Consider the following 19,026-nt stretch of genomic DNA (forward strand, 5'->3'; position numbering starts at 1 on the left):
CTCCGTGGCCTCGTACCAGTACGTCTACGTCATGAAAGGTCTGTCAAAGTCCTATCCGGGCGGCAAGACGGTCATCAAGGACATCACCCTGCAGTTCCTGCCGGGCGCCAAGATCGGCGTGCTGGGTGTCAACGGCGCGGGCAAGTCGACTCTGCTGAAGATCATGGCGGGCCGCGACACCGACTTTCAGGGCGAGGCGTGGGCCGCCGATGGCATCCAGATCGGCTATCTGGAGCAGGAGCCGCATCTCGATCCCACCAAGGACGTGTTCGGCAACGTCATGGACGGCGTACACTCGACCCAGTCGCTGATCGACGAGTTCAACGAGGTCACCGGCAAGCTGGGCGATGACATGTCGGATGACGACATGGCCAAGCTGTATGAGCGGATGGGCGAGTTGCAGGAGCAGATCGACGCCGTCGACGGCTGGAACATCGACCGGCAGGTCGAGATCGCCATGGACGCGCTGCGCTGTCCGGCGGGCGACGCCGACGTCACCACCCTCTCGGGCGGCGAGCGGCGCCGCGTGGCGCTGGCCCGGCTGTTGCTGCAGAAGCCCGACATGCTGCTGCTCGACGAACCGACCAACCATCTGGACGCCGAGAGCGTGGCGTGGCTCGAGCACTTCCTGGCCGAATATGCAGGCACGGTGCTGATGGTCACCCATGATCGCTACTTCCTCGACAACGTCACCAGCTGGATTCTGGAGCTGGATCGCGGCCGGGGCATTCCGTACGAGGGCAATTATTCCAACTGGCTGACCCAGAAGGCCAAGCGCCTGGAGCAGGAAGGCCGCGAGGATGCCTCGCGCCAGCGCCAGCTCGCCGAGGAGCTGGAATGGGTGCGCCAGTCGCCCAAGGCACGCCAGGCCAAGTCGAAGGCCCGCCTCAAGGCCTATGACGAACTGCTGGACAAGGCCAACGAGCGCCAGACCACCGGCACCGCCAAGATCGTCATCCCGCCTGGTCCGCGCCTCGGCAACGTGGTGATCGAGGCCAAGAACATTTCCAAGGGTTATGGCGAGAACCTGCTGATCGACGATCTCAGTTTCCTGATGCCGCCCGGCGCCATCGTCGGCGTCATCGGCCCCAACGGCGCCGGCAAGACCACGCTGTTTCGCATGATCACCGGCCAGGAGACGCCCGATACCGGCACCTTCAAGGTCGGCGAGACGGTCAAGCTTGGCTATGTGGACCAGTCGCGCGACGCCCTCGATCCCAACAAGAATGTGTGGGAAGAAATCTCCGGCGGCGTCGACGTGCTGCACCTGGGCAAGATCGACGTGCCGAGCCGCGCCTATACCGGCGCGTTCAACTTCAAGGGCGTCGACCAGCAGAAGAAGGTCGGCATCCTGTCGGGCGGCGAGCGTAACCGCGTGCACCTGGCCAAGATGCTGAAGGAAGGCAACAATCTGCTGCTGCTCGATGAGCCGACCAACGATCTGGACGTGGACACGCTCCGGGCGCTGGAGGAGGCGCTCGAGGAATTCGCCGGCTGCGCCATCATCATCAGCCATGACCGCTGGTTCCTCGACCGAATCTGCACCCACATCATCGCCTATGAGGGCGAAAGCCAGGTGGTGTGGTTCGAGGGCAACTACCAGGATTACGAGGTTGACCGCAAACGCCGCCTGGGCGCCGAGGCCGACCAGCCGCACCGCATCCGCTTCAAGAAATTCGCGGCATAGAAACCGCGGGGGCAAGCGATGGCCGACAGGTACAAGCTGATCCCCGAGGTCTATCTGATCCTGGAGCGCGGCGAACAGGTGCTGTTGCTGCGGCGCTTCCAGACCGGCTATGAGGACGGCAGGTACGGTCTGGTCGCCGGCCATCTCGAAGCGGGCGAAAGCGCCGTCGCGGGGATCATCCGCGAGGCGCGCGAGGAGGCGGGCATGGTTTTGCGCGAGCAGGACCTGCGCCTTGTGCACACGGTCCACCGCAATGTGGGGGAAGGGCGTATGGGCCTGTTCTTCCGCTGCCGCCGCTGGAGCGGCGAGCCGGTGAACGCCGAGCCGCACAAATGCGATGACCTGTCGTGGTTCTCCTATGACCGCCTGCCGGAGAACGTCATCCCCTATATCGGACAGGCGCTGACGCTGGCGCGGGCCGGCAAGGCCTATTCAGACGTGGGCTGGGACCAGACGTCGCCGGTCTAGACCTGTCCCCATATGCGGGGCGGCAACGGCGCGCCGGTGGCGAAGGCGTTCATGGCCTCGTCGCCGTAATGCTGGACAATGGCATCCTCGTAGGTGAGCACCCCGGCGGATTTCAGCGCTGCCCGGAGCGCGGCGGGCAATCTGACCGCCTGGGCGCCGAGGCGCTTGCGCAGTAGCTCGAGCTCGAATCGGCAATAATCTTCCGTATCGGACGACACGATGCCGAAGGTGAAAAACGTCGAGAGCTTCCGGTGCTTGCCGGTCAGGCGCCACCAGGCATCTTTTATGGCAATGACCCAGCGCGGCCAGCCAAGGCGCCGGCCTATGGCCAGCAGCAGATGCTCGAACGGGTCGGGCAGCACGCCGGCATGGATCACGCGTATGTCGAAGAACGCCACATCGCCCTCGTGGGTGCGCGGCCTTTCGTCCGGCAGTCCATCGGGGTTTCGCTGGCGGTGCGAGCCGCGCCGCACCTTCAGGCCAAGATGATCGGTGTCGTGGTCCTGCAAATAGATGCCGGCGCGGTAGACCCGGCAATCGGGTCGCGACAGATAGTCGCCGCGGAAACAGCCGCCCAGATGCTCGTTGATGTCGCGGTGCCAGTGGCTCAGCATGTTCAGATGGGTGTCGCAATTGCCGCAGAATACGAGTTGGCCGTCACCCAGCAGGCCGCGGATGGCAGACAATATGCCTGGATGGCACAACAGCCAGTGCAGGCCGGGGATCATGATCGCCGATCCGGGCTGGTGCCGGCCGAGACGTTCCCGGACGCCCCCTCTGCGGAAGTGCGCCAGCAATGTCCGGCGAAGATTTGCCGTTTCCTCGCGCGAGAGCACACCCGGTGCGATCCAGTAGCCGTTGGTCTCGATCAGGCGGCGGGGGCTCGCGGCGTCGGTCAGGTCCACAGCCGTTCCTCCGGTAATGGCTTGCCTGCCGCCATGTCGTCGAGAACGGCGGGGCCGAAGCGGCGCTTCAGTGCGGCATCGAATGTCAGCACGCCGGCCGCGTCGAAGGCATGGGCCACATCTTCGTCGATCCTGAATTTCTCGTGGCCCCAACGCATTCTGCGAAAGGTGATTTCGGCGCGGCAGAAGTCTTCTGTGTCGGGGTGCGGCGTGCCGAATGCGAAGAAGATGGCGGCCTTGGCCGGCTTGCCGGTCAGCCGCCACCAGGCCTTTTTCAGGCCGAGAATCCAGCCCGGCCATTGCAGGCGCCGGCCCAGGCCCACAAGCATCCGTTCGACCGGGTCGGGCACGATGCCGATGTGGTTGGTGCGGCAATCGAAAAAGATGATGTCGCCAGCCCTCGTACGGAGGTCGTCGACCGGCAGGCCGTCGTCCTGGCGTTGCCGGTGCGATCCTCGCCGCACCTTCAGCCCCCAGTCGTTGTCCGCGTGGTCCTGGAGATAGAGCGCCGCACGGTAGATCCTGCACTCGTCGCGGGCATGGTGGTCACCCTTGAAGAACGATCCCCTGTGGTCATGATCGTCCCGGTGCCAGCGTCCGACCACGTCAAGCTGGCAATCGCAGTCGCACAGCACCAGGGGGCCGTCTCCCAGCAATTGTCTCGCGGAGTCCAGCAATGCCGGATGACGGAGCAGCCAGGCCAGGTCCGGCATGGCGGCGACGGCGCCCTTGACGATGTAACCCAGCCGCTGGACATGCGCTAGCGGGTGCATCTGCTCCACAGCCACCGTACGCAGCCTGTCGATCTCGGCGGCAGTCAGGACACCGCGCGCGACGTAATAGCCATGCGTCTCGATCTCCTGGCGTGGGTCAGCCCCGGCGGCGCCGGTCATGACCAGACCCGGTCCCCGGGCAGCACGCCTGTGGCCGCGAATTGCGCCAGGACGTGGGGGCCCATCCGTGTTTCAAGCGCGGCCTCGTAGGTCAGCACGCCAGCGTCTTTCAGCGCGGACTGCAACGGTGCGGGCAGCGTGCAGTGCTCGGCCCCGACCCGTTCACGCCTGATGCCCATCTCGAACCGGCAGAAATCCTCGGAATCCGGACCTGGGGTGCCAAAGGCGAAGAATATGGCCAGTTTGTCCGGCTTGCCGGTGACCTTCCAGTACCAGTCATTCAGGTTCACCAGCCAGGCAGGCGTGTCGCACGTGCGGGCGGCAAAAATCATGGCGCGCTCGAACGTGTCGGGCAGTACGCCCGAATGCTCTGTACGGTAGTCGAAGAAGATCACGTCACCCGTGCGGGTCAACAGCGTGTCGGCAGGAAGACCCGTAGCGTCGCGAACACGATGTGAGCCCCGCCTGATCCGCAACCCCAGTCCGTCAGTGTGATCCTGCAGATAGATGGCGGCGCGGTACACCCGGCACTCTGGACGGGCGAAGTAATCGCCGACGAACACTCCGCCCCGCTTGTCCTGGGTGTCGCGGTGCCACTTGCTGATCAGGTTCAGGTTGGCGTGACCGTTGCCGCTGAACACCACCTCACGGGTGCCCAGCAACTCGCGAAACATCGTGACGATGCCGGGATGGTGAAATATCCAGGCCAGCCCCGGCAGGGCGCAGGGCAATCCGCCCTGATACCGTCCCAGCCGCTCCGGCTGGCCGCCCGAGGGAAAATGACGGGAGAGCTCGGCGCGTAGCCGCGCCACTTCGTCGCGCGATAGAAGATCGCGCGCCACATAGTACCCATCGGCTTCGATGTGCTGTGCAGGCGTCATGACAGCCCCCTTGCGGGAGTATGAACCCGAAATCGGGGGCGCTCAACGGATTGCAGGCAGCGCGAGACCGGTAAAGATCAGCGGCCGGTGGGCGACAGCGGCGCTGGAGCCGGCGACTCTGGATCAGTCTGAGCCGGCGCGTCGAGATCCTCGTATTCCTCGAAGCCCGGCACGCCGTTTTCGCCTTCGTCGGGCGCCGCGCCATTGAGCACCTCCGACCGGCGGTTCTGCCGGTAGGCACTGCGCAGCGTGGCATAATAATCTAGGGATTCGCGCCGGAGCTGGTCGACCATCTCCAGGTTGCGGGCACGGGCATCGAGACCGGTGATGGCGATGCGGCCAAGGGCCAGACCGCTGACATTCGCCTGATCGAGGCCGATCGTCACCGGATCGGCGAAGGTGTCCGCAACGGTGCCGACACCATCACGCAGCGTCGACGACCCCAGAAGCGGCAAGACCAGATAGGGACCCTCGCCGATGCCCCAGGCGCCGAATGTCTGGCCGAAGTCCTCGTTATGGCGCGGCAGGTCCAGATCGGTCGCCACGTCGAAGATGCCGCCGATGCCGACGGTGGAATTGGTGACGAACCGGCCGAACGTGACACCGGCCCGGTCCACCTCACCCTGCAGGACGTCGTTCACCAGGGTCAGGGGTTCGCCCACATTGCGCAGGAATACGGTGATCCGTTCCTCGACGAAGTTCGGCAGGATGAAGTGATAGACCTCGGCCAAAGGGCGGATCAGCACTTTGTCCAGGGCCTCGTTGACCGCAAAGATCGCCCGGTTGGTGGGCTCCAGCGGATCGTTCAGCTGCTTGTATTCGGCATGAGCGGCGGGATCGGTAGGAACGGTGGCGCAGCCGGCCAGCAATAGCCCGGCGACGGCCGCGAACGAGACGATTCTGCAAGTGCGGCTGAGGGTCTTGAGGCGTGAACTTGGCACGGCGCCCGATTCTCCGGCGAAAGATTGACTGGCTGCGGCATGTCGGCCGAACGCGACCATATCCCAACATGTTCCGGGGATGCTACAGCTTCCCATATCGGCTGACCCATATGCAGAACGCGGTTGATTATATAAGGATATCTTTATATATGCATGCAGAGTTCACTCTGGGAAAACGGCCGACACTCATGCAAGACCTGCTGGCAGCGTTGAAGGCGGCAGCCGAGCCGACAAGGCTGCGGCTGCTGGCGCTGCTCGAATATAACGAACTGACGGTGTCCGAACTGACCCAGATTCTCGGGCAGTCGCAGCCGCGCGTGTCGCGTCATCTCAAGCTGATGGCCGAAGCCGGGCTGGTCGAGCGTTTCTCGGAGGGCACCTGGGCGTTCTACCGGGTTGCCGACAACGAGATGGGCCGCGCCCTGACCCGGTCTATCGTCGACCTGATCGTCGAGGAAGATCCGGTGCTGGCGCGCGATCTGGAGCGCCTCGAGCAGGTCAAGACGGCGCGCGCCGAATCCGCCGCCGCCTATTTCACCGATAATGCCGCGATATGGGACACCATCCGGTCGCTCTACATGCCCGAAGCCGAGGTCGAGAAGGCGGTGCTGGATTTGCTGGGCGGCGAGCCCGTGGGGAAGCTGCTCGACATCGGCACCGGCACGGGCCGCATGCTGTCGATCTTTGCCGGGCAGATCGAGCGCGGCCTTGGGGTGGACATGAACCGCGAGATGCTGGCCGTCGCCCGCGCCAACCTGGCGCAGGCGCAGATCCAGAATTGCCAGGTTCGCCAGGGCGACATGTACAATCTGGGCCTTGCCGCGGACGACTTCGACGTGGCGGTGTTCCACCAGGTGCTGCACTTTGCCGAGGAACCGGCGGCAGCGGTCCATGAGGCAGCGCGCGTGCTGCGGCCCGACGGCCGCCTGCTCATCGTCGATTTCGCGCCCCACACGCTCGAATATCTGCGCACCGACCATGCCCACAGGCGCCTGGGCTTCTGCGACGACGAGGTTGCCGGCATGTGCCGGGCCGCGGGCTTTGGCGATGTTTCCATCCGGCATCTCGTGGGCGGCGAACTCACGGTCACCGTCTGGCTCGCCGCCAAGGCGGGGCGCCGTGCCGTGCCGTTGCACATCGTAGGGGAAAAGGCATGAGTTCGATGGCCGCCAGCATCGATCAGGCGACGGCGTTTTCGCTCCTGGACTGGGATCCGGGTCCGCTGAGCCTGTCGTTCGAATTCTTCCCGCCGAACAGCGAGAAGATGGAAGAGACCCTGTGGACGGCCATCAAACGGCTTGAGCCGCTGGCGCCGGACTTTGTTTCGGTCACCTATGGGGCCGGCGGCTCGACCCGCGAGCGCACCCACAACACGGTGGCGCGCATCCTCAAGGAAACCGCCCTGACGCCGGCCGCGCACCTGACCTGCATCGGCGCCTCGCGCGGCGAGATCGACGACATCGCCCGCCGGTACTGGGACGAGGGCGTACGGCACATCGTCGCCCTGCGCGGCGATCCCGCCGAGGGTACGTCTCGGTACATACCCCGCGAAGACGGCTACGCCTATGCGGCCGACCTTGTGGCCGGCCTGAAGCGCGTCGGCGACTTCGATATCTCGGTCGCCGGCTATCCGGACGTGCATCCGGCCGCGCCCAGCCCCCAGTTCGACCTGGAATATCTGCGCCGGAAGGTCGATGCGGGCGCCAGCCGGGTGATTACCCAGTATTTCTTCGATCCGGCCACGTTCCTGCGGTTTCGCGACAAGGCGCGGGCGGCGGGCGTCAAGGCGCCGATCGTGCCCGGGATCATGCCGGTGACCAACTTTGCCCAGGTCAGGCGGTTCAGCGCCGGTTGCGGCGCGGTGGTGCCGGACTGGCTGGGCCGTCACTTCGACGGACTCGACAACGACCCGGCGACCACGCGCATGGTGGCGAGCGCCATCGTGGCCGAGCAGTGCCGCCAGCTCATCGCCGCCGGAGTCACCGAATTCCATTTCTACACGCTCAACCGGGCGGAACTGACGGCAGGCATCTGCCATCTGCTCGGACGGCGCCCGAAGGAGGCCGCACAATGAACCGCGAACAACGCCTGAAGGCGCTGGAGCAGGCCGCGCGCGAGCGCATCCTGGTGATCGATGGCGCTTTCGGCACCATGATCCAGGGTTACAGCCTGGACGAGGCGGCCTATCGCGGCGAACGCTTCAAGGACTGGCCCCACGATGTGAAGGGCAATAACGACCTGATCAACATCACCCAGCCCCAGATCGTCGAAGCGATCCACGACGCCTATCTGGAAGCGGGCGCCGACATTGTGGAAACCAACACGTTCAGCTCGACCACCATCGCCCAGGCCGATTACGGCATGGAGGCGATTGCGGCCGAGCTGAATCTGGCGGGCGCCCGCGCCGCGCGCCGCGCGGCTGACGCCTGGACGGCCAGGACGCCTGACAAACCGCGCTTTGTCGCCGGGGCGATGGGGCCGACCAACCGCACCGCCAGCCTGTCGCCCGACGTGAACCGCCCGGGCTTCCGCAATGTGGATTTCGACGAACTGCGCCTTGCCTACAAGGAAGAGGCGCGCGCGCTGATCGAGGGCGACGTCGACATGATCCTGGTCGAGACCATCTTCGATACGCTCAACGCCAAGGCGGCGCTGTTTGCCGTCGACGAGGTGTTCGGCGAGATGGGGATCAGCCTGCCGGTCATGATCTCCGGTACCATCACCGACGCCTCGGGGCGCACCCTGTCCGGACAGACCACGGAAGCGTTCTGGTATTCCCTGCGCCACACCAAGCCGTTCAGCATCGGCCTGAACTGTGCGCTCGGCCCGGCCCAGATGCGGCAATATATCGCCGACCTGTCGCGGGTCGCCGACACGCGGGTCAGCGCCTACCCCAATGCGGGCCTGCCCAACGAGATGGGCGAATATGACGAGACACCGGAAATGATGCGTGACCACCTGCGGGAATGGGCCCAGTCGGGTCTTCTGAACATTGTCGGCGGCTGCTGCGGCACCACGCCGCCGCATATTCGCGCCATCGCCCAGGCGGTTTCGGATGTGAAGCCGCGGCCGATCCCGGAGCTGGATCACCGGCTGCGACTGTCGGGCCTCGAGCCGTTCACTGCCGCCGTATGAGTATCGCCGGGTTCATCAATATCGGCGAGCGGACCAACGTCACCGGCTCCGCCGCCTTCAAGAAGCTGATCCTCGCGGGAGACTACGAGGGGGCGCTCGTCGTGGCGCGCCAGCAGGTCGAGAACGGCGCCCAGATCATCGATGTGAACATGGACGAAGGCATGCTCGACAGCGAGCAGGCCATGGTCACGTTCCTCAACCTGATCGCCGCCGAACCCGACATCTGCCGTGTGCCGGTGATGATCGACAGCTCGAAATGGACGGTTATCGAGGCCGGCCTGAAATGCGTCCAGGGCAAACCCATCGTCAATTCCATCAGCCTGAAGGAAGGCGAGGCGCCGTTCATTGATTTCGCGCGCAAGGTGCGCCGCTACGGCGCCGCCGTGGTGGTCATGGCGTTCGACGAGGAAGGCCAGGCCGACACCGCCGCCCGCAAATTCGATATCTGCAAGCGGTCGTACGACATCCTCGTGGATACGGTTGGGTTTCCGGCCGAGGATATCATCTTCGACCCGAACATCTTCGCCGTGGCGACCGGCATGGAAGAACACAACAACTTCTGCCTGGAGTTCTTCGAGGCGGCAAGACTGATCCGCGCCAACCTGCCCTATGCCCATGTTTCGGGCGGCCTCTCCAACGTGTCATTCTCGTTTCGCGGCAACGAGGCGGTGCGCCGGGCCATGCATTCGGTGTTCCTCTATCACGCCATTCCGGCAGGCATGGACATGGGCATCGTCAACGCCGGCCAGCTCGATGTCTACGACGCCATTCCGGCTGAACTGCGCGAGCGGGTCGAGGATGTGATCCTCAACCGCCGGGACGACGCCACCGACCGGTTGCTGGAGATCGCCGAGCAGTTCAAGGGCGCGGGCGGCAAGAAGACCGAGGTCGACCTGTCGTGGCGCGATGCGCCGGTCAACCAGCGGCTGACCCACTCGCTGGTCAACGGCATCAACGCCTGGATCGAGGAAGACACCGAGGAAGCGCGGCGGATGACAACCCGGCCGCTCGACGTGATCGAAGGGCCGCTGATGGACGGCATGAACGTGGTCGGCGACCTGTTTGGCGCCGGCAAGATGTTCCTGCCCCAGGTGGTGAAGTCGGCCCGTGTGATGAAGCAGGCGGTGGCCTATCTGCTGCCCTATATCGAGGCGGAGAAGGACGCTGTTGCCGGCGCCAAGGGCAAGGTGCTGATGGCCACCGTAAAGGGTGACGTGCACGATATCGGCAAGAACATCGTCGGCGTGGTGCTCCAGTGCAACAATTTCGAGGTGCTGGACCTGGGCGTCATGGTTTCGAGCGCAAAGATTCTCGAGACGGCGCGGGCCGAGAATGTCGACATGATCGGACTATCCGGCCTGATCACGCCGTCGCTCGAGGAAATGGCCCATGTCGCCAAGGAAATGACCCGGCAGGGCTTCGATATGCCACTGCTGATCGGCGGCGCCACCACATCGCGGGTGCATACCGCGGTGAAGATCGCGCCCAATTACAGTGGCCCGACCGTCCACGTGCTCGATGCCTCGCGCGCCGTCGGCGTGGCGAGCAGCCTGATCAGCGACCATCTGAAGGACGAATTCGCGGCGGGCGTCGCGACCGAGTATCAGGACATCCGCGACAAGCGCGCCAGTTCCACCAAGGCGGACCGGCTTCTCTCGCTGGCCGAGGCGCGCGCCAACGCCTACCCGGCCGACTGGACGGCGCACCGGCCGGAGAAGCCGACCTTCACCGGGCTGAAGTCATTCGACGATTACGACCTGGCCGAACTCACCCAGTATATCGACTGGACGCCGTTTTTCCGGACCTGGGAACTGGCGGGCAATTACCCGCGCATTCTTGAGGATCCGGTGGTGGGCGAGACCGCCACCCAGCTGTTTGCCGATGCCCAGGCCATGTTGCAGCGGATTGTCGGCGAGCGCTGGCTGACGGCGCGCGCGGTAATCGGCTTCTGGCCGGCGAATGCGGTGGGCGACGATGTGGAGCTGTATGCGGACGAAAGCCGGGACAATGTCGTCAGCACGGTGCATTTCCTGCGCCAGCAGGTGGCCAAGCGTGACGGCCGGGCCGATATGTGCCTCGCGGACTTCGTCGCGCCCAGGACCAGCGGCGTCGCCGACTGGGTGGGTGGCTTCGCCGTCACCGCCGGCATCGGCATCGACGAGCATGTGAAGGCGTTCGAGGCGCAGCACGACGATTACAATTCGATCATGCTCAAGGCGCTCGCCGACCGGCTGGCCGAGGCGTTCGCCGAGCGTCTGCACCAGCGGGTGCGCAAGGAATTCTGGGGCTATGCGCCCGGGGAAGACCTGACCAACGAGGATCTTGTCAAGGAACGCTACCGCGGTATCCGCCCGGCGCCGGGCTATCCGGCCTGCCCGGACCATACCGAAAAACCCGGTCTGTTCAGTCTGCTGGGCGCCACGGCCAATGCCGGCATCACCTTGACCGATTCCATGGCGATGCTGCCGACGGCGGCGGTCTCGGGATACTATCTGGCACATCCGGAAAGCCAGTATTTCGGTATCGGCAAGATCGGCCGCGATCAGGTCGAGGACTACGCCGCGAGAAAAGGCGAGCCGGTCCAGGTCACCGAGCGCTGGTTGGCGCCCAACCTGGCATATGACCCGGAATAGGGATGGCGGCGGTCTACGTTTTGGCTACCTCCCCAACCAGCATCTTTACTGCTAGGAGATGACGTGGAATTGATCGAGTGGGAGGTTATGGGATGAGTAGTGGAATAACCACAAGTTCTCTCGCTTGTTTCCTTAGGGCTTGGCGCGCCGAAGTCGGGCTGATCGTTGAGCCGGGTAGATTCTTGCCTGAATTGTCGACGATGTCCGGTTCGTCGCGATCGCGACCTAGCGAGCTTCTTGAGACCCGGAATCTCCCCGACATTGTGCGGCTTTCCGAAACGCTGTTCGCTTTGGCGCCATTGCTAATGGCAGCTCGACGCGATGGTGCGTTCATCGACATCTGGAAGCTGTCGCGAGTTGGTCGCAATGAGGTGCGAAACTGTGCAGTTCTGGCGTGGATATTCGATGCACATGAGAGCCACGGCAAAGGAAATGCAGTCTTTGCCGCCTTCTTACGCCGGCTTTGGAGCAAACATCCGAAGGTTTCGCTGCCGATTGACCCAGGGGAAAGATATGCGGTCTTCCGTGAATTGAATCCAGATGGCGATGAGGCAAACAGGGTTGACCTCGTCATCGATGGTCCAGATTTCGTGATCTTTATTGAAGCGAAGATTGATGCAGTCGAGGGAAATAACCAGCTTGCACGCTACCTGTCACTCGCAAAAAACCGGGCAAGCCGAGCAGGCAAGCCGTGCTATGTAGTGATTTTTCTGTGCCCGGCTGCTAATCGGGGTCTCTCAATCCCAAAAACTGACCATCTTGTTGTGGCGACTTGGCGCGATGTGGCTGCTGCGATCGGCGAGGTTGAACGGTCAACTGGAGACATTGAGAGTTTCGCCGCACGGTTGCTTGGCCAGTTCAAGTCTCACATTCGAAAATTCTGACGAGGAAGTGATGCCCACGAATGCATTGAACACACTAATCGTTCGTCATCTCGCTGACATTGATGGTGCAGCCAAACATCTTTATGAAGTGGTTGAAGAACAGATTGGTAATGCCATAGGGGACGTCGTTAAGGATTGGGCGAAAGGCCTCGACCTTAAAGGCGAATTTGACTATCCGGATGGCGTGCTGTGGTTTGGACCGGCAGAATGGCAGGTCAGCGATGCGAAAAGAGAGGAATGGTATTTCTATTGGGAATTTGGCCCCGGTGAAGATGATTCATTCGAACAGCCTGGAGAGGGCAAAGATTTTTTCTGGCTGACCCGCCTATGTGGTCAGGGCAGGGGCACGCTGGGATTTCGCCTTCACTGCAACTATCAGTTTTTCCAGCAAGGCGCGAAGGCATGGCGCAGTTTCATGGCTGAGCAAGCGTGGCGCTTCCGTGAAAGGGGTTTTAACTTCGAGCAGGGTAGGGGGCAACTTTTCCTGCCAGTTCATGTTGATCCTGAAAGTCTAGCCAAGACGTTCGAGGAGAGCGGACAAGTCGTTGATGCGCTGGATCCGATTGTTGCGGCACTCTCGACGATCTATGACGCGCGGCAATCGTTCGATCAACTTCTCAGTCATGCGAAACAGTCTCTGGGCGTGAGGGCGCAAAGTTGACCTCATTGGGAGGATATTGTCTCAGCGGCAATCTTTTTGCTGAGGGGGGGGTATCCGATCGTTTTGAGGTTACGCTACGGCACGAGAAATTTTCCGTTACGAGAAGCTGGCGACGATTTGATTCTGGTAGGTGTGTGATTGGGTAAAGCGGAAACCAACGATGCCGTCTTTATGAAGCTTCTCACCAAGTTGGTGCATTTTGCGCCACACGGACTGCGTGGGGTGTTGAGGCTTTTCGTGCATCATCGCCGAGCCTGACGCGAACGGCGCCGTTCCTTTAGTAAACCGTTATTCGCATCTTTTGTACGCGAGCGAACACCAGTTAAGAACGCCTGTCAAATATTGCTTGTTTTTGCAAGGATTGCCGGTTACCAAATTATGCGCGGCGTGAGTTTGTCCGAGTAGTAGGCAACATGCACTCGTGACTGTCTGGGCGCCGGTGTGTTCTGTTGAGAGTTTGCTGAGGACTGTCGATGGCTACTGGTATCGTGAAGTGGTTCAACAAGACCAAGGGTTACGGCTTTATCGCGCCGGATTCGGGCGGAAAGGACGTATTCGTTCATATCACTGCGGTTGAGAAGTCGGGGCTTGGCGATCTGCAGGAAGGCCAGAAGGTTGCCTTCGAGCTGGTACCAGGCCGGGATGGCCGCACAGCTGCTGACGAACTGCAATCGGCCTAGGCGCTAGTTCCGTAGCCGCCGCCGCCGGGCGTCTCGACGACAAGCACGTCGCCGGGACCGACCGCCGTTTCGGCGCAGGCAGGTAGCGTCTCGCAGGCGCCGGACGCGCGCTCCACCCGGTTGACGCCGGATTTTCCTGCATGGCCTCCAGCCAATCCGAACGGCACATGCGACCTGTTGTTCGACAGGATGCCCGCGGTCATGGCCTCGTGGAAACGCAGCCGGCGGATCACACCGTCGCCGCCGCGCCAGCGTCCCTGGCCGCCCGAATCGTCGCGGACCGAGAATGAGTCCAGCGTCACGGGAAAGCGGAACTCCAGTACCTCCGGGTCGGTCAGCCGTGAATTGGTCATGTGGGTCTGCACCGCGCTGGCACCGTCGAAGCCCGGCCCGGCGCCCATGCCGCCCGCCAGGGTCTCGTAATATTGGTAGTGATCGTTGCCGAAGGTCAGGTTGTTCATGGTGCCCTGCGCCGCTGCTGCCGCGCCCAGTGCGCCAAACAGCGCGTTGACCACGCATTGCGACGTTTCCACATTGCCCGCCACCACCGCCGCGGGGTAGCGCGGATTGAGCAGCGACCCCTCCGGTACGATCAGCGTCAGCGGCTTCAGACAGCCTTCATTCAGCGGAATATCGTCAGCCACAAGACACCGGAAAGCGTAGAGCGTCGCTGCGCGGGTGATGGCCATCGGCGCGTTGAAGTTGTTGGCCTGCTGCGGGCTGGTGCCGGTGAAATCGACGGTTGCGGCGCGCCTGTCGCGGTCCACCGCGATGCTGACGGCGATGACGGCGCCGCAATCCATCTCGACCCTGAAACTGCCGTCCGGCAGAACGTCGATCACCTGGCGCACGGCTTCCTCGGCATTGTCCTGCACATGGGACATGTAGGCCCGCACCACGTCGAGGCCGAACCGGTCGATCATGGCGAGGAGTTCGGCCGCGCCCTTTGCATTGGCGGCAACCTGCGCTTTCAGGTCGGCGACGTTCTGGTCCGGATTGCGCGCCGGCCACGTTCCGCCCGCCAGCAGGCCGCGGATCCCGGTTTCGAGGAAATGTCCGCCGGACACCAGGCGCACATTGTCGAGCAGCACGCCTTCCTGTTCGATGGAGGTGGAACCGGGCGGCACCGAGCCCGGCGTGATGCCGCCCACGTCGGCGTGATGTCCGCGCGTCGCCGTGTAGAACAAGGGGGCGCCGTCCACGAACACCGGCGTCACCACCGTAATGTCGGGCAGGTGCGTGCCGCCATTATAGGGCGCGTTGGTGACGAACACGTCGCCCGGGGCCATTTCGGGATTCTCTCGCATGACGGTGCGGACGCTGTCGCCCATGGAGCCCAGATGAACCGGAATATGCGGCGCATTGGCGATCAGGCCGCCTTCGGCGTCGAACAGCGCGCAGGAGAAATCCAGCCGCTCCTTCATGTTCACCGAATGGGAGGTATTCTCGATCACCACGCCCATCTGTTCGGCGATGGACATGAACAGGTTGTTGAAGATCTCGAGTTGGACCGGGTCGGCTTCGGTGCCGATGGGGGCGCGGCGGACGGCTGCTTCCGCGCGGTCCAGGATCAGATCGCCGCGCTCGGTGACGACGGCGCGCCAGCCGGGTTCGACCACGTTGGTGCCGTGCGCCTCGGCGATGATCGCCGGACCTTCGACCATGCGCCCGGGTGCCAGCGCCGCGCGGTCGAGCAACAGCGTGGGGCGCCATGCGCCGGCGAAGAATACCTCGATGCGCTCCTGCTCCCGCGCCGGTGCATCCGTTGCGGCTGCGGCGTGACGGGTTTCGGGCTGCGGCATGTGGCCCACGGCTTCCAGCGTCACCGCTTCGACGATCAGCGGCTTTCCGGAATCGCTGAAGCCGAAGCGGCGGCGGTGCGCCTCCTCGAACGCGGCCAGCACCGTGTCCAGGTCGCCAAACGCGACTTCCAGCGATGTATCGGTGCCGGCGTAGCGCAGATGCAACCTGCACAGCGTTTCCGTGCGCTCGGCAAGCGGCGCGACGGCGGGCACCGCATGGTCGCCCAGCCGCCGGAACACTGACTCCAGCGCCGCCAGCGTTTCCGCCGACAAGGGTTTCTCGACAGTTTCCTGGCGCAACTCCCGCGCCTCGGCGAGTCCCATGCCCAGCGCCGACAGCACGCCCGCCAGCGGATGGATCATCACCCGGGTCATGCCCAGCGCATCGGCGACCATGCAGGCATGCTGGCCGCCCGCGCCGCCGAAGCACACCAATGTGTAGCGGGACACGTCGTGGCCGCGCTCGAGCGAGATTCGCTTGATCGCCCGCGCCATGGTCTCGACCGCGACCTGCAGGAAGCCTTCCGCCACCTGCTCGGGCGAGCGGTCGCCGGCCTGCGCGGCGTACCCTGCGAATTTCCCGCGCACGGCCGCCATGTCGAGCGGTTGCCGGCCATCGGCGCCAAACACCCTGGGAAACCGCTCGGGCCGGACCTTGCCCAGCAGGACGTTGCAGTCGGTCACCGTCAGCGGCCCGCCGCGTCCATAACAGGCCGGCCCCGGATCGGCGCCCGCCGAATCCGGCCCGGTACGGAACCGGCCGGCGTCGTAATGCAGCACCGAGCCGCCGCCTGCCGCCACGGTGTGGATGTACATCATGGGCGCACGGATGCGGGTGCCGGCCACCACGCTGTCGGTGACCCGCTCGTATTCCCCGTCGAAATGACAGACGTCGGTGGATGTGCCGCCCATGTCGAAGCCGATGATGCGGCCGAACCCGGCCAGCGCGGCCGTACGTACCGCACCGACAACGCCGCCCGCCGGACCCGACAGGATCGCGTCCTTGCCCTGGAACCGGCCCGCCTCGGCAAGGCCGCCGTTCGACTGCATGAACAGCAGGTTCGCGCTGCCCACCTGGCCGGCGATCCGGTCCACATAGCGGCGCAGCACCGGTGACAGGTAAGCATCCGCCACGGTGGTGTCGCCCCGGCCGACGATCTTCATCAGCGGACTGGCCTGGTGGCTGACCGAGACCTGGGTGAAGCCCAACTCGCTGCAAAGGCCGGCCAGCGCCTGTTCGTGCGCGGGAAAGCGCCAGGCATGCATCAGGCAGATCGCGACACTTTCAATGCCCTCGGCGCGGGCCGGAAGCAGCGCCTGGCGCGCCTGCTCCAGGTCAAGGGCGGCATGTACCATGCCGTTCGCGCCGATACGCTCGTCGATCTCGATGACCCGTTCGTAAAGTGCCTCGGGCAACCTGACATCCAGATCGAACAGCCGGGGACGGTTCTGGTAGCCGATTCGCAATACATCACCGAAACCACGTGTGGTGACGAACAATGTCCGCGCGCCGCGACGCTCCAGCAGCGCATTGGTGGCGACGGTGGTGCCCATCTTGATGGCGGCAATGGCGTGTTCCGGGATGGGTTCGTCGTCTGCCAGGCCCAGCAGGTCGTGGATGCCCTGAACGGCGGCATCGGCATAGCGCTCCGGCGCCTCCGACAGCAGCTTGTGGGTGACCATGCCGCCACCCGGCCGCCGCGCGACGATGTCGGTGAAGGTGCCGCCACGATCGATCCAGAATTGCCACTGGCGCTGCATGGGAAATCAATATCGGCGTATCGGCCCAATGTCGATTTCCATGTGCCGGCGTCGCTGCAGGTGATTGCCGCATGACCGGCCACGCGGTTGGCTGCCAACGCAAAACGGGCGGGGACCAGCCCCGCCCGTTCCAAGATATCCGGTACCCGGATTACCAGACGTGGACGACCCTGCGGGTCGAGCGCTCCACCACGACCGGCTGGTCGTTGACGATGGTGTAGCTGTAGCGGTCGGGCTGCTCGACCTTCACGGTCGACGGCAGCGAATAGACCTTCACATTGCTGGGCAGCACGACGCCGACCTGCGCGTCGAAGTCGGGCACGTTGACCGGCTCATAGTTCTGGGTGGTCGAATATTCCTTGATGACGGTGCCGTCGGCGGCCGTCCAGGTGGTGGTGGTCGTGGTCTCCGCGAACGCCGAAGCGCTGACCAGCAGGGCAGACGCGGTCGCCATCGAAAGCAGCACTTTTCGCATTGAAGTCTCCTGTATATGCCGCGTTTTGCCTGAATCCTCCCGAACCGGCAGAGCGGCACCGCCGTTCGGAAGCCAGCCAGACAACGCCAGCCTGTGGCGGCGGTTCCGCCGCAACGTGTTGCCACCGCTTGACAGGACACCCGCCTCGCAACGAGCCTGACGCCCGGAAGCGCATTATTCAGGAGGACGGAACTTGCCCATTTCTGCGGTTTTTCATCATGTTGGCATCACCGTCAGCAACCTCGAACGGTCGGTGAAATGGTACCGGGAGGTTTTTGGTCTCGAGCCGGCGTTCGCCCTGGAAGTGGGCGGCGAAGGTGCCGGCCGCACGCTGCGGCTGCCGCCGCACATCCACCGCACCGTGGTGATGCCGGTGGGCGATTTCGCTATCGAATTGCTGGAATTCGAGCCGACGCGCGGCGGTCCCAACCAGATGCGCCAGGATGACGTGGGCTATGTCTATCTGTGCTTTGCCGTGGACGATATCGAGGAGGTTTACCAACGGCTTACCGCGCTGGGGCACGATTTCCACACCGAGCCGCTCGATGCCGGCGAGGAGGGGCAGATCGCCGGGTCGAAATTCTGCGTCATGCGCGATCCCGACGGCAAGACCATCGAGTTCGTCCAGTGCGGACCCGGCATGCGCGTCGCCGGCCTGCATGCGGCCGCCGCCCGCAAGGACGTGGACCTGAAGAATCCGCAGGTGTTCGGTTAGGTCGGCCCGGCTAGCGCCGCAGCCCCATGTTGGTGTTGTGTTGCGAGCGCAGGGTGCGGATCCGCTCGCCGTAGACGCTGCGGATGCAATCCTCGTCATAGCAGTTGCTCCGCTCGATGACGAAGCGGCGTTGCGCCAACTCGGCCGACTGGGCGGTCAGTCCCTGATCAGGACCCAGGCTGTCCATGTAGTTGTTGAATGCGCGCAACATCTGCTGGTCCAGCCTGGCCAGTTCGAACGACGTGCAGATCAGCTTCTCCGACTCCTCGAACGCATCGCGGCAGTCGAACGATGCCGGCTTCGGCCTGGGTTTCGGCTTTGGCTTGGGAGGCGGCGGCGGCGGCTCCACGTGTTCGACCGCGGGGGCGGGCTGGGGTGGGGGATTGTCGACCGGATCGGCGGCGGCGAGCGAAAGCCCGCCGGTGAGGCACAGTGCGAGCAATGAGCCCGTCAGGTACTTCATGGCATCCCCCTTCATGCGGCCAATACCGCCCTCGGCGGCCAG

At 64.0% G+C, this 19,026-nt stretch carries 15 protein-coding genes and 1 pseudogene; 9 read left to right on the plus strand and 7 right to left on the minus strand.

Annotation, left to right across the window (positions count from 1 at the left end; genetic code table 11):
* Nucleotides 1-4 precede the first annotated feature (4 nt).
* Nucleotides 5-1,687, plus strand: a complete 1,683-nt coding sequence (ettA, locus tag WJU21_RS14220) for an energy-dependent translational throttle protein EttA (RefSeq protein WP_346324115.1) — start codon at nucleotides 5-7, stop codon at nucleotides 1,685-1,687.
* Between the two features lie 18 nt (nucleotides 1,688-1,705).
* Nucleotides 1,706-2,155 (plus strand): NUDIX domain-containing protein, encoded by a 450-nt coding sequence (locus tag WJU21_RS14225; RefSeq protein ID WP_346324116.1) that lies wholly within the window; start codon nucleotides 1,706-1,708, stop codon nucleotides 2,153-2,155.
* Here WJU21_RS14225 and WJU21_RS14230 read toward each other — a convergent pair.
* From WJU21_RS14230 to WJU21_RS14245, 4 genes are all read right to left on the minus strand, one after another.
* A complete protein-coding gene (locus WJU21_RS14230; RefSeq protein ID WP_346324117.1) occupies nucleotides 2,152-3,060 on the minus strand; it encodes a hypothetical protein in 909 nt (302 codons plus the stop codon). The two genes, WJU21_RS14225 and WJU21_RS14230, sit on opposite strands and share 4 nt — an antisense overlap.
* On the minus strand, nucleotides 3,051-3,953 hold the full coding sequence (locus tag WJU21_RS14235) for a hypothetical protein (protein ID WP_346324118.1): 903 nt from the start codon (nucleotides 3,951-3,953) through the stop codon (nucleotides 3,051-3,053). Before WJU21_RS14235 ends, WJU21_RS14230 begins: the two co-directional genes overlap by 10 nt.
* Nucleotides 3,950-4,834, minus strand: coding sequence for a hypothetical protein (locus tag WJU21_RS14240; RefSeq protein ID WP_346324119.1), 885 nt, complete (start codon nucleotides 4,832-4,834; stop codon nucleotides 3,950-3,952). The genes WJU21_RS14235 and WJU21_RS14240 overlap by 4 nt, the downstream gene beginning before the upstream one ends.
* 77 nt (nucleotides 4,835-4,911) lie before the next feature.
* Entirely contained in the window at nucleotides 4,912-5,775 is an 864-nt protein-coding gene (locus WJU21_RS14245; RefSeq protein ID WP_346324120.1) for a VacJ family lipoprotein, read from the minus strand.
* Nucleotides 5,776-5,963: 188 nt separating this feature from the next.
* Here WJU21_RS14245 and WJU21_RS14250 point away from each other — a divergent pair, with 188 nt between their 5' ends.
* From WJU21_RS14250 to WJU21_RS14275, 6 genes and pseudogenes are all read left to right on the plus strand, one after another.
* Entirely contained in the window at nucleotides 5,964-6,932 is a 969-nt protein-coding gene (locus WJU21_RS14250) for a metalloregulator ArsR/SmtB family transcription factor (RefSeq protein ID WP_346324121.1), read from the plus strand.
* A gap of 5 nt (nucleotides 6,933-6,937) precedes the next feature.
* Nucleotides 6,938-7,849, plus strand: coding sequence for a methylenetetrahydrofolate reductase [NAD(P)H] (gene metF, locus WJU21_RS14255; RefSeq protein WP_346324452.1), 912 nt, complete (start codon nucleotides 6,938-6,940; stop codon nucleotides 7,847-7,849).
* Nucleotides 7,846-11,543 (plus strand): annotated as a pseudogene (gene metH / locus WJU21_RS14260) (methionine synthase). The gene metF and the pseudogene metH overlap by 4 nt, the downstream one beginning before the upstream one ends.
* Before the next feature lie 92 nt (nucleotides 11,544-11,635).
* Nucleotides 11,636-12,427 (plus strand): PD-(D/E)XK nuclease family protein, encoded by a 792-nt coding sequence (locus tag WJU21_RS14265; protein WP_346324122.1) that lies wholly within the window; start codon nucleotides 11,636-11,638, stop codon nucleotides 12,425-12,427.
* Between the two features lie 10 nt (nucleotides 12,428-12,437).
* Entirely contained in the window at nucleotides 12,438-13,088 is a 651-nt protein-coding gene (locus WJU21_RS14270) for a hypothetical protein (RefSeq protein WP_346324123.1), read from the plus strand.
* Between the two features lie 473 nt (nucleotides 13,089-13,561).
* On the plus strand, nucleotides 13,562-13,768 hold the full coding sequence (locus WJU21_RS14275; RefSeq protein WP_346324124.1) for a cold-shock protein: 207 nt from the start codon (nucleotides 13,562-13,564) through the stop codon (nucleotides 13,766-13,768).
* Here WJU21_RS14275 and WJU21_RS14280 read toward each other — a convergent pair.
* Nucleotides 13,765-17,331, minus strand: a complete 3,567-nt coding sequence (locus tag WJU21_RS14280) for a hydantoinase B/oxoprolinase family protein (protein WP_346324125.1) — start codon at nucleotides 17,329-17,331, stop codon at nucleotides 13,765-13,767. The two genes, WJU21_RS14275 and WJU21_RS14280, sit on opposite strands and share 4 nt — an antisense overlap.
* 151 nt (nucleotides 17,332-17,482) lie before the next feature.
* Nucleotides 17,483-17,806, minus strand: a complete 324-nt coding sequence (locus WJU21_RS14285; protein WP_346324126.1) for a DUF1236 domain-containing protein — start codon at nucleotides 17,804-17,806, stop codon at nucleotides 17,483-17,485.
* 193 nt (nucleotides 17,807-17,999) lie between these two features.
* On the opposite strand from WJU21_RS14285, the gene WJU21_RS14290 reads away from it, so the two are divergent.
* Complete coding sequence (locus tag WJU21_RS14290; protein WP_346324127.1) at nucleotides 18,000-18,521, plus strand: VOC family protein; 522 nt, start codon at nucleotides 18,000-18,002, stop codon at nucleotides 18,519-18,521.
* A gap of 10 nt (nucleotides 18,522-18,531) precedes the next feature.
* Here the strand turns inward: WJU21_RS14290 and WJU21_RS14295 are convergent, their stop codons facing one another.
* A complete protein-coding gene (locus WJU21_RS14295; RefSeq protein WP_346324128.1) occupies nucleotides 18,532-18,984 on the minus strand; it encodes a hypothetical protein in 453 nt (150 codons plus the stop codon).
* Between the last annotated feature and the right edge of the window lie 42 nt (nucleotides 18,985-19,026).

Source organism: Emcibacter sp. SYSU 3D8, from assembly GCF_039655875.1.
GTDB lineage: Bacteria > Pseudomonadota > Alphaproteobacteria > SMXS01 > SMXS01 > RI-34.

Excerpts from the sequence above, each read along its gene's own strand:
- WJU21_RS14225 (WP_346324116.1), top strand. The coding sequence starts at position 1,706 with ATGGCCGACAGGTACAAGCTGATCCCCGAGGTCTATCTGATCCTGGAG.
- WJU21_RS14235 (WP_346324118.1), bottom strand. The coding sequence starts at position 3,953 with ATGACCGGCGCCGCCGGGGCTGACCCACGCCAGGAGATCGAGACGCAT.
- WJU21_RS14240 (WP_346324119.1), bottom strand. The coding sequence starts at position 4,834 with ATGACGCCTGCACAGCACATCGAAGCCGATGGGTACTATGTGGCGCGC.
- WJU21_RS14250 (WP_346324121.1), top strand. The coding sequence starts at position 5,964 with ATGCAAGACCTGCTGGCAGCGTTGAAGGCGGCAGCCGAGCCGACAAGG.
- metF (WP_346324452.1), top strand. The coding sequence starts at position 6,938 with ATGGCCGCCAGCATCGATCAGGCGACGGCGTTTTCGCTCCTGGACTGG.
- WJU21_RS14265 (WP_346324122.1), top strand. The coding sequence starts at position 11,636 with ATGAGTAGTGGAATAACCACAAGTTCTCTCGCTTGTTTCCTTAGGGCT.
- WJU21_RS14270 (WP_346324123.1), top strand. The coding sequence starts at position 12,438 with ATGCCCACGAATGCATTGAACACACTAATCGTTCGTCATCTCGCTGAC.
- WJU21_RS14275 (WP_346324124.1), top strand. The coding sequence starts at position 13,562 with ATGGCTACTGGTATCGTGAAGTGGTTCAACAAGACCAAGGGTTACGGC.
- WJU21_RS14280 (WP_346324125.1), bottom strand. The coding sequence starts at position 17,331 with ATGCAGCGCCAGTGGCAATTCTGGATCGATCGTGGCGGCACCTTCACC.
- WJU21_RS14285 (WP_346324126.1), bottom strand. The coding sequence starts at position 17,806 with ATGCGAAAAGTGCTGCTTTCGATGGCGACCGCGTCTGCCCTGCTGGTC.
- WJU21_RS14295 (WP_346324128.1), bottom strand. The coding sequence starts at position 18,984 with ATGAAGTACCTGACGGGCTCATTGCTCGCACTGTGCCTCACCGGCGGG.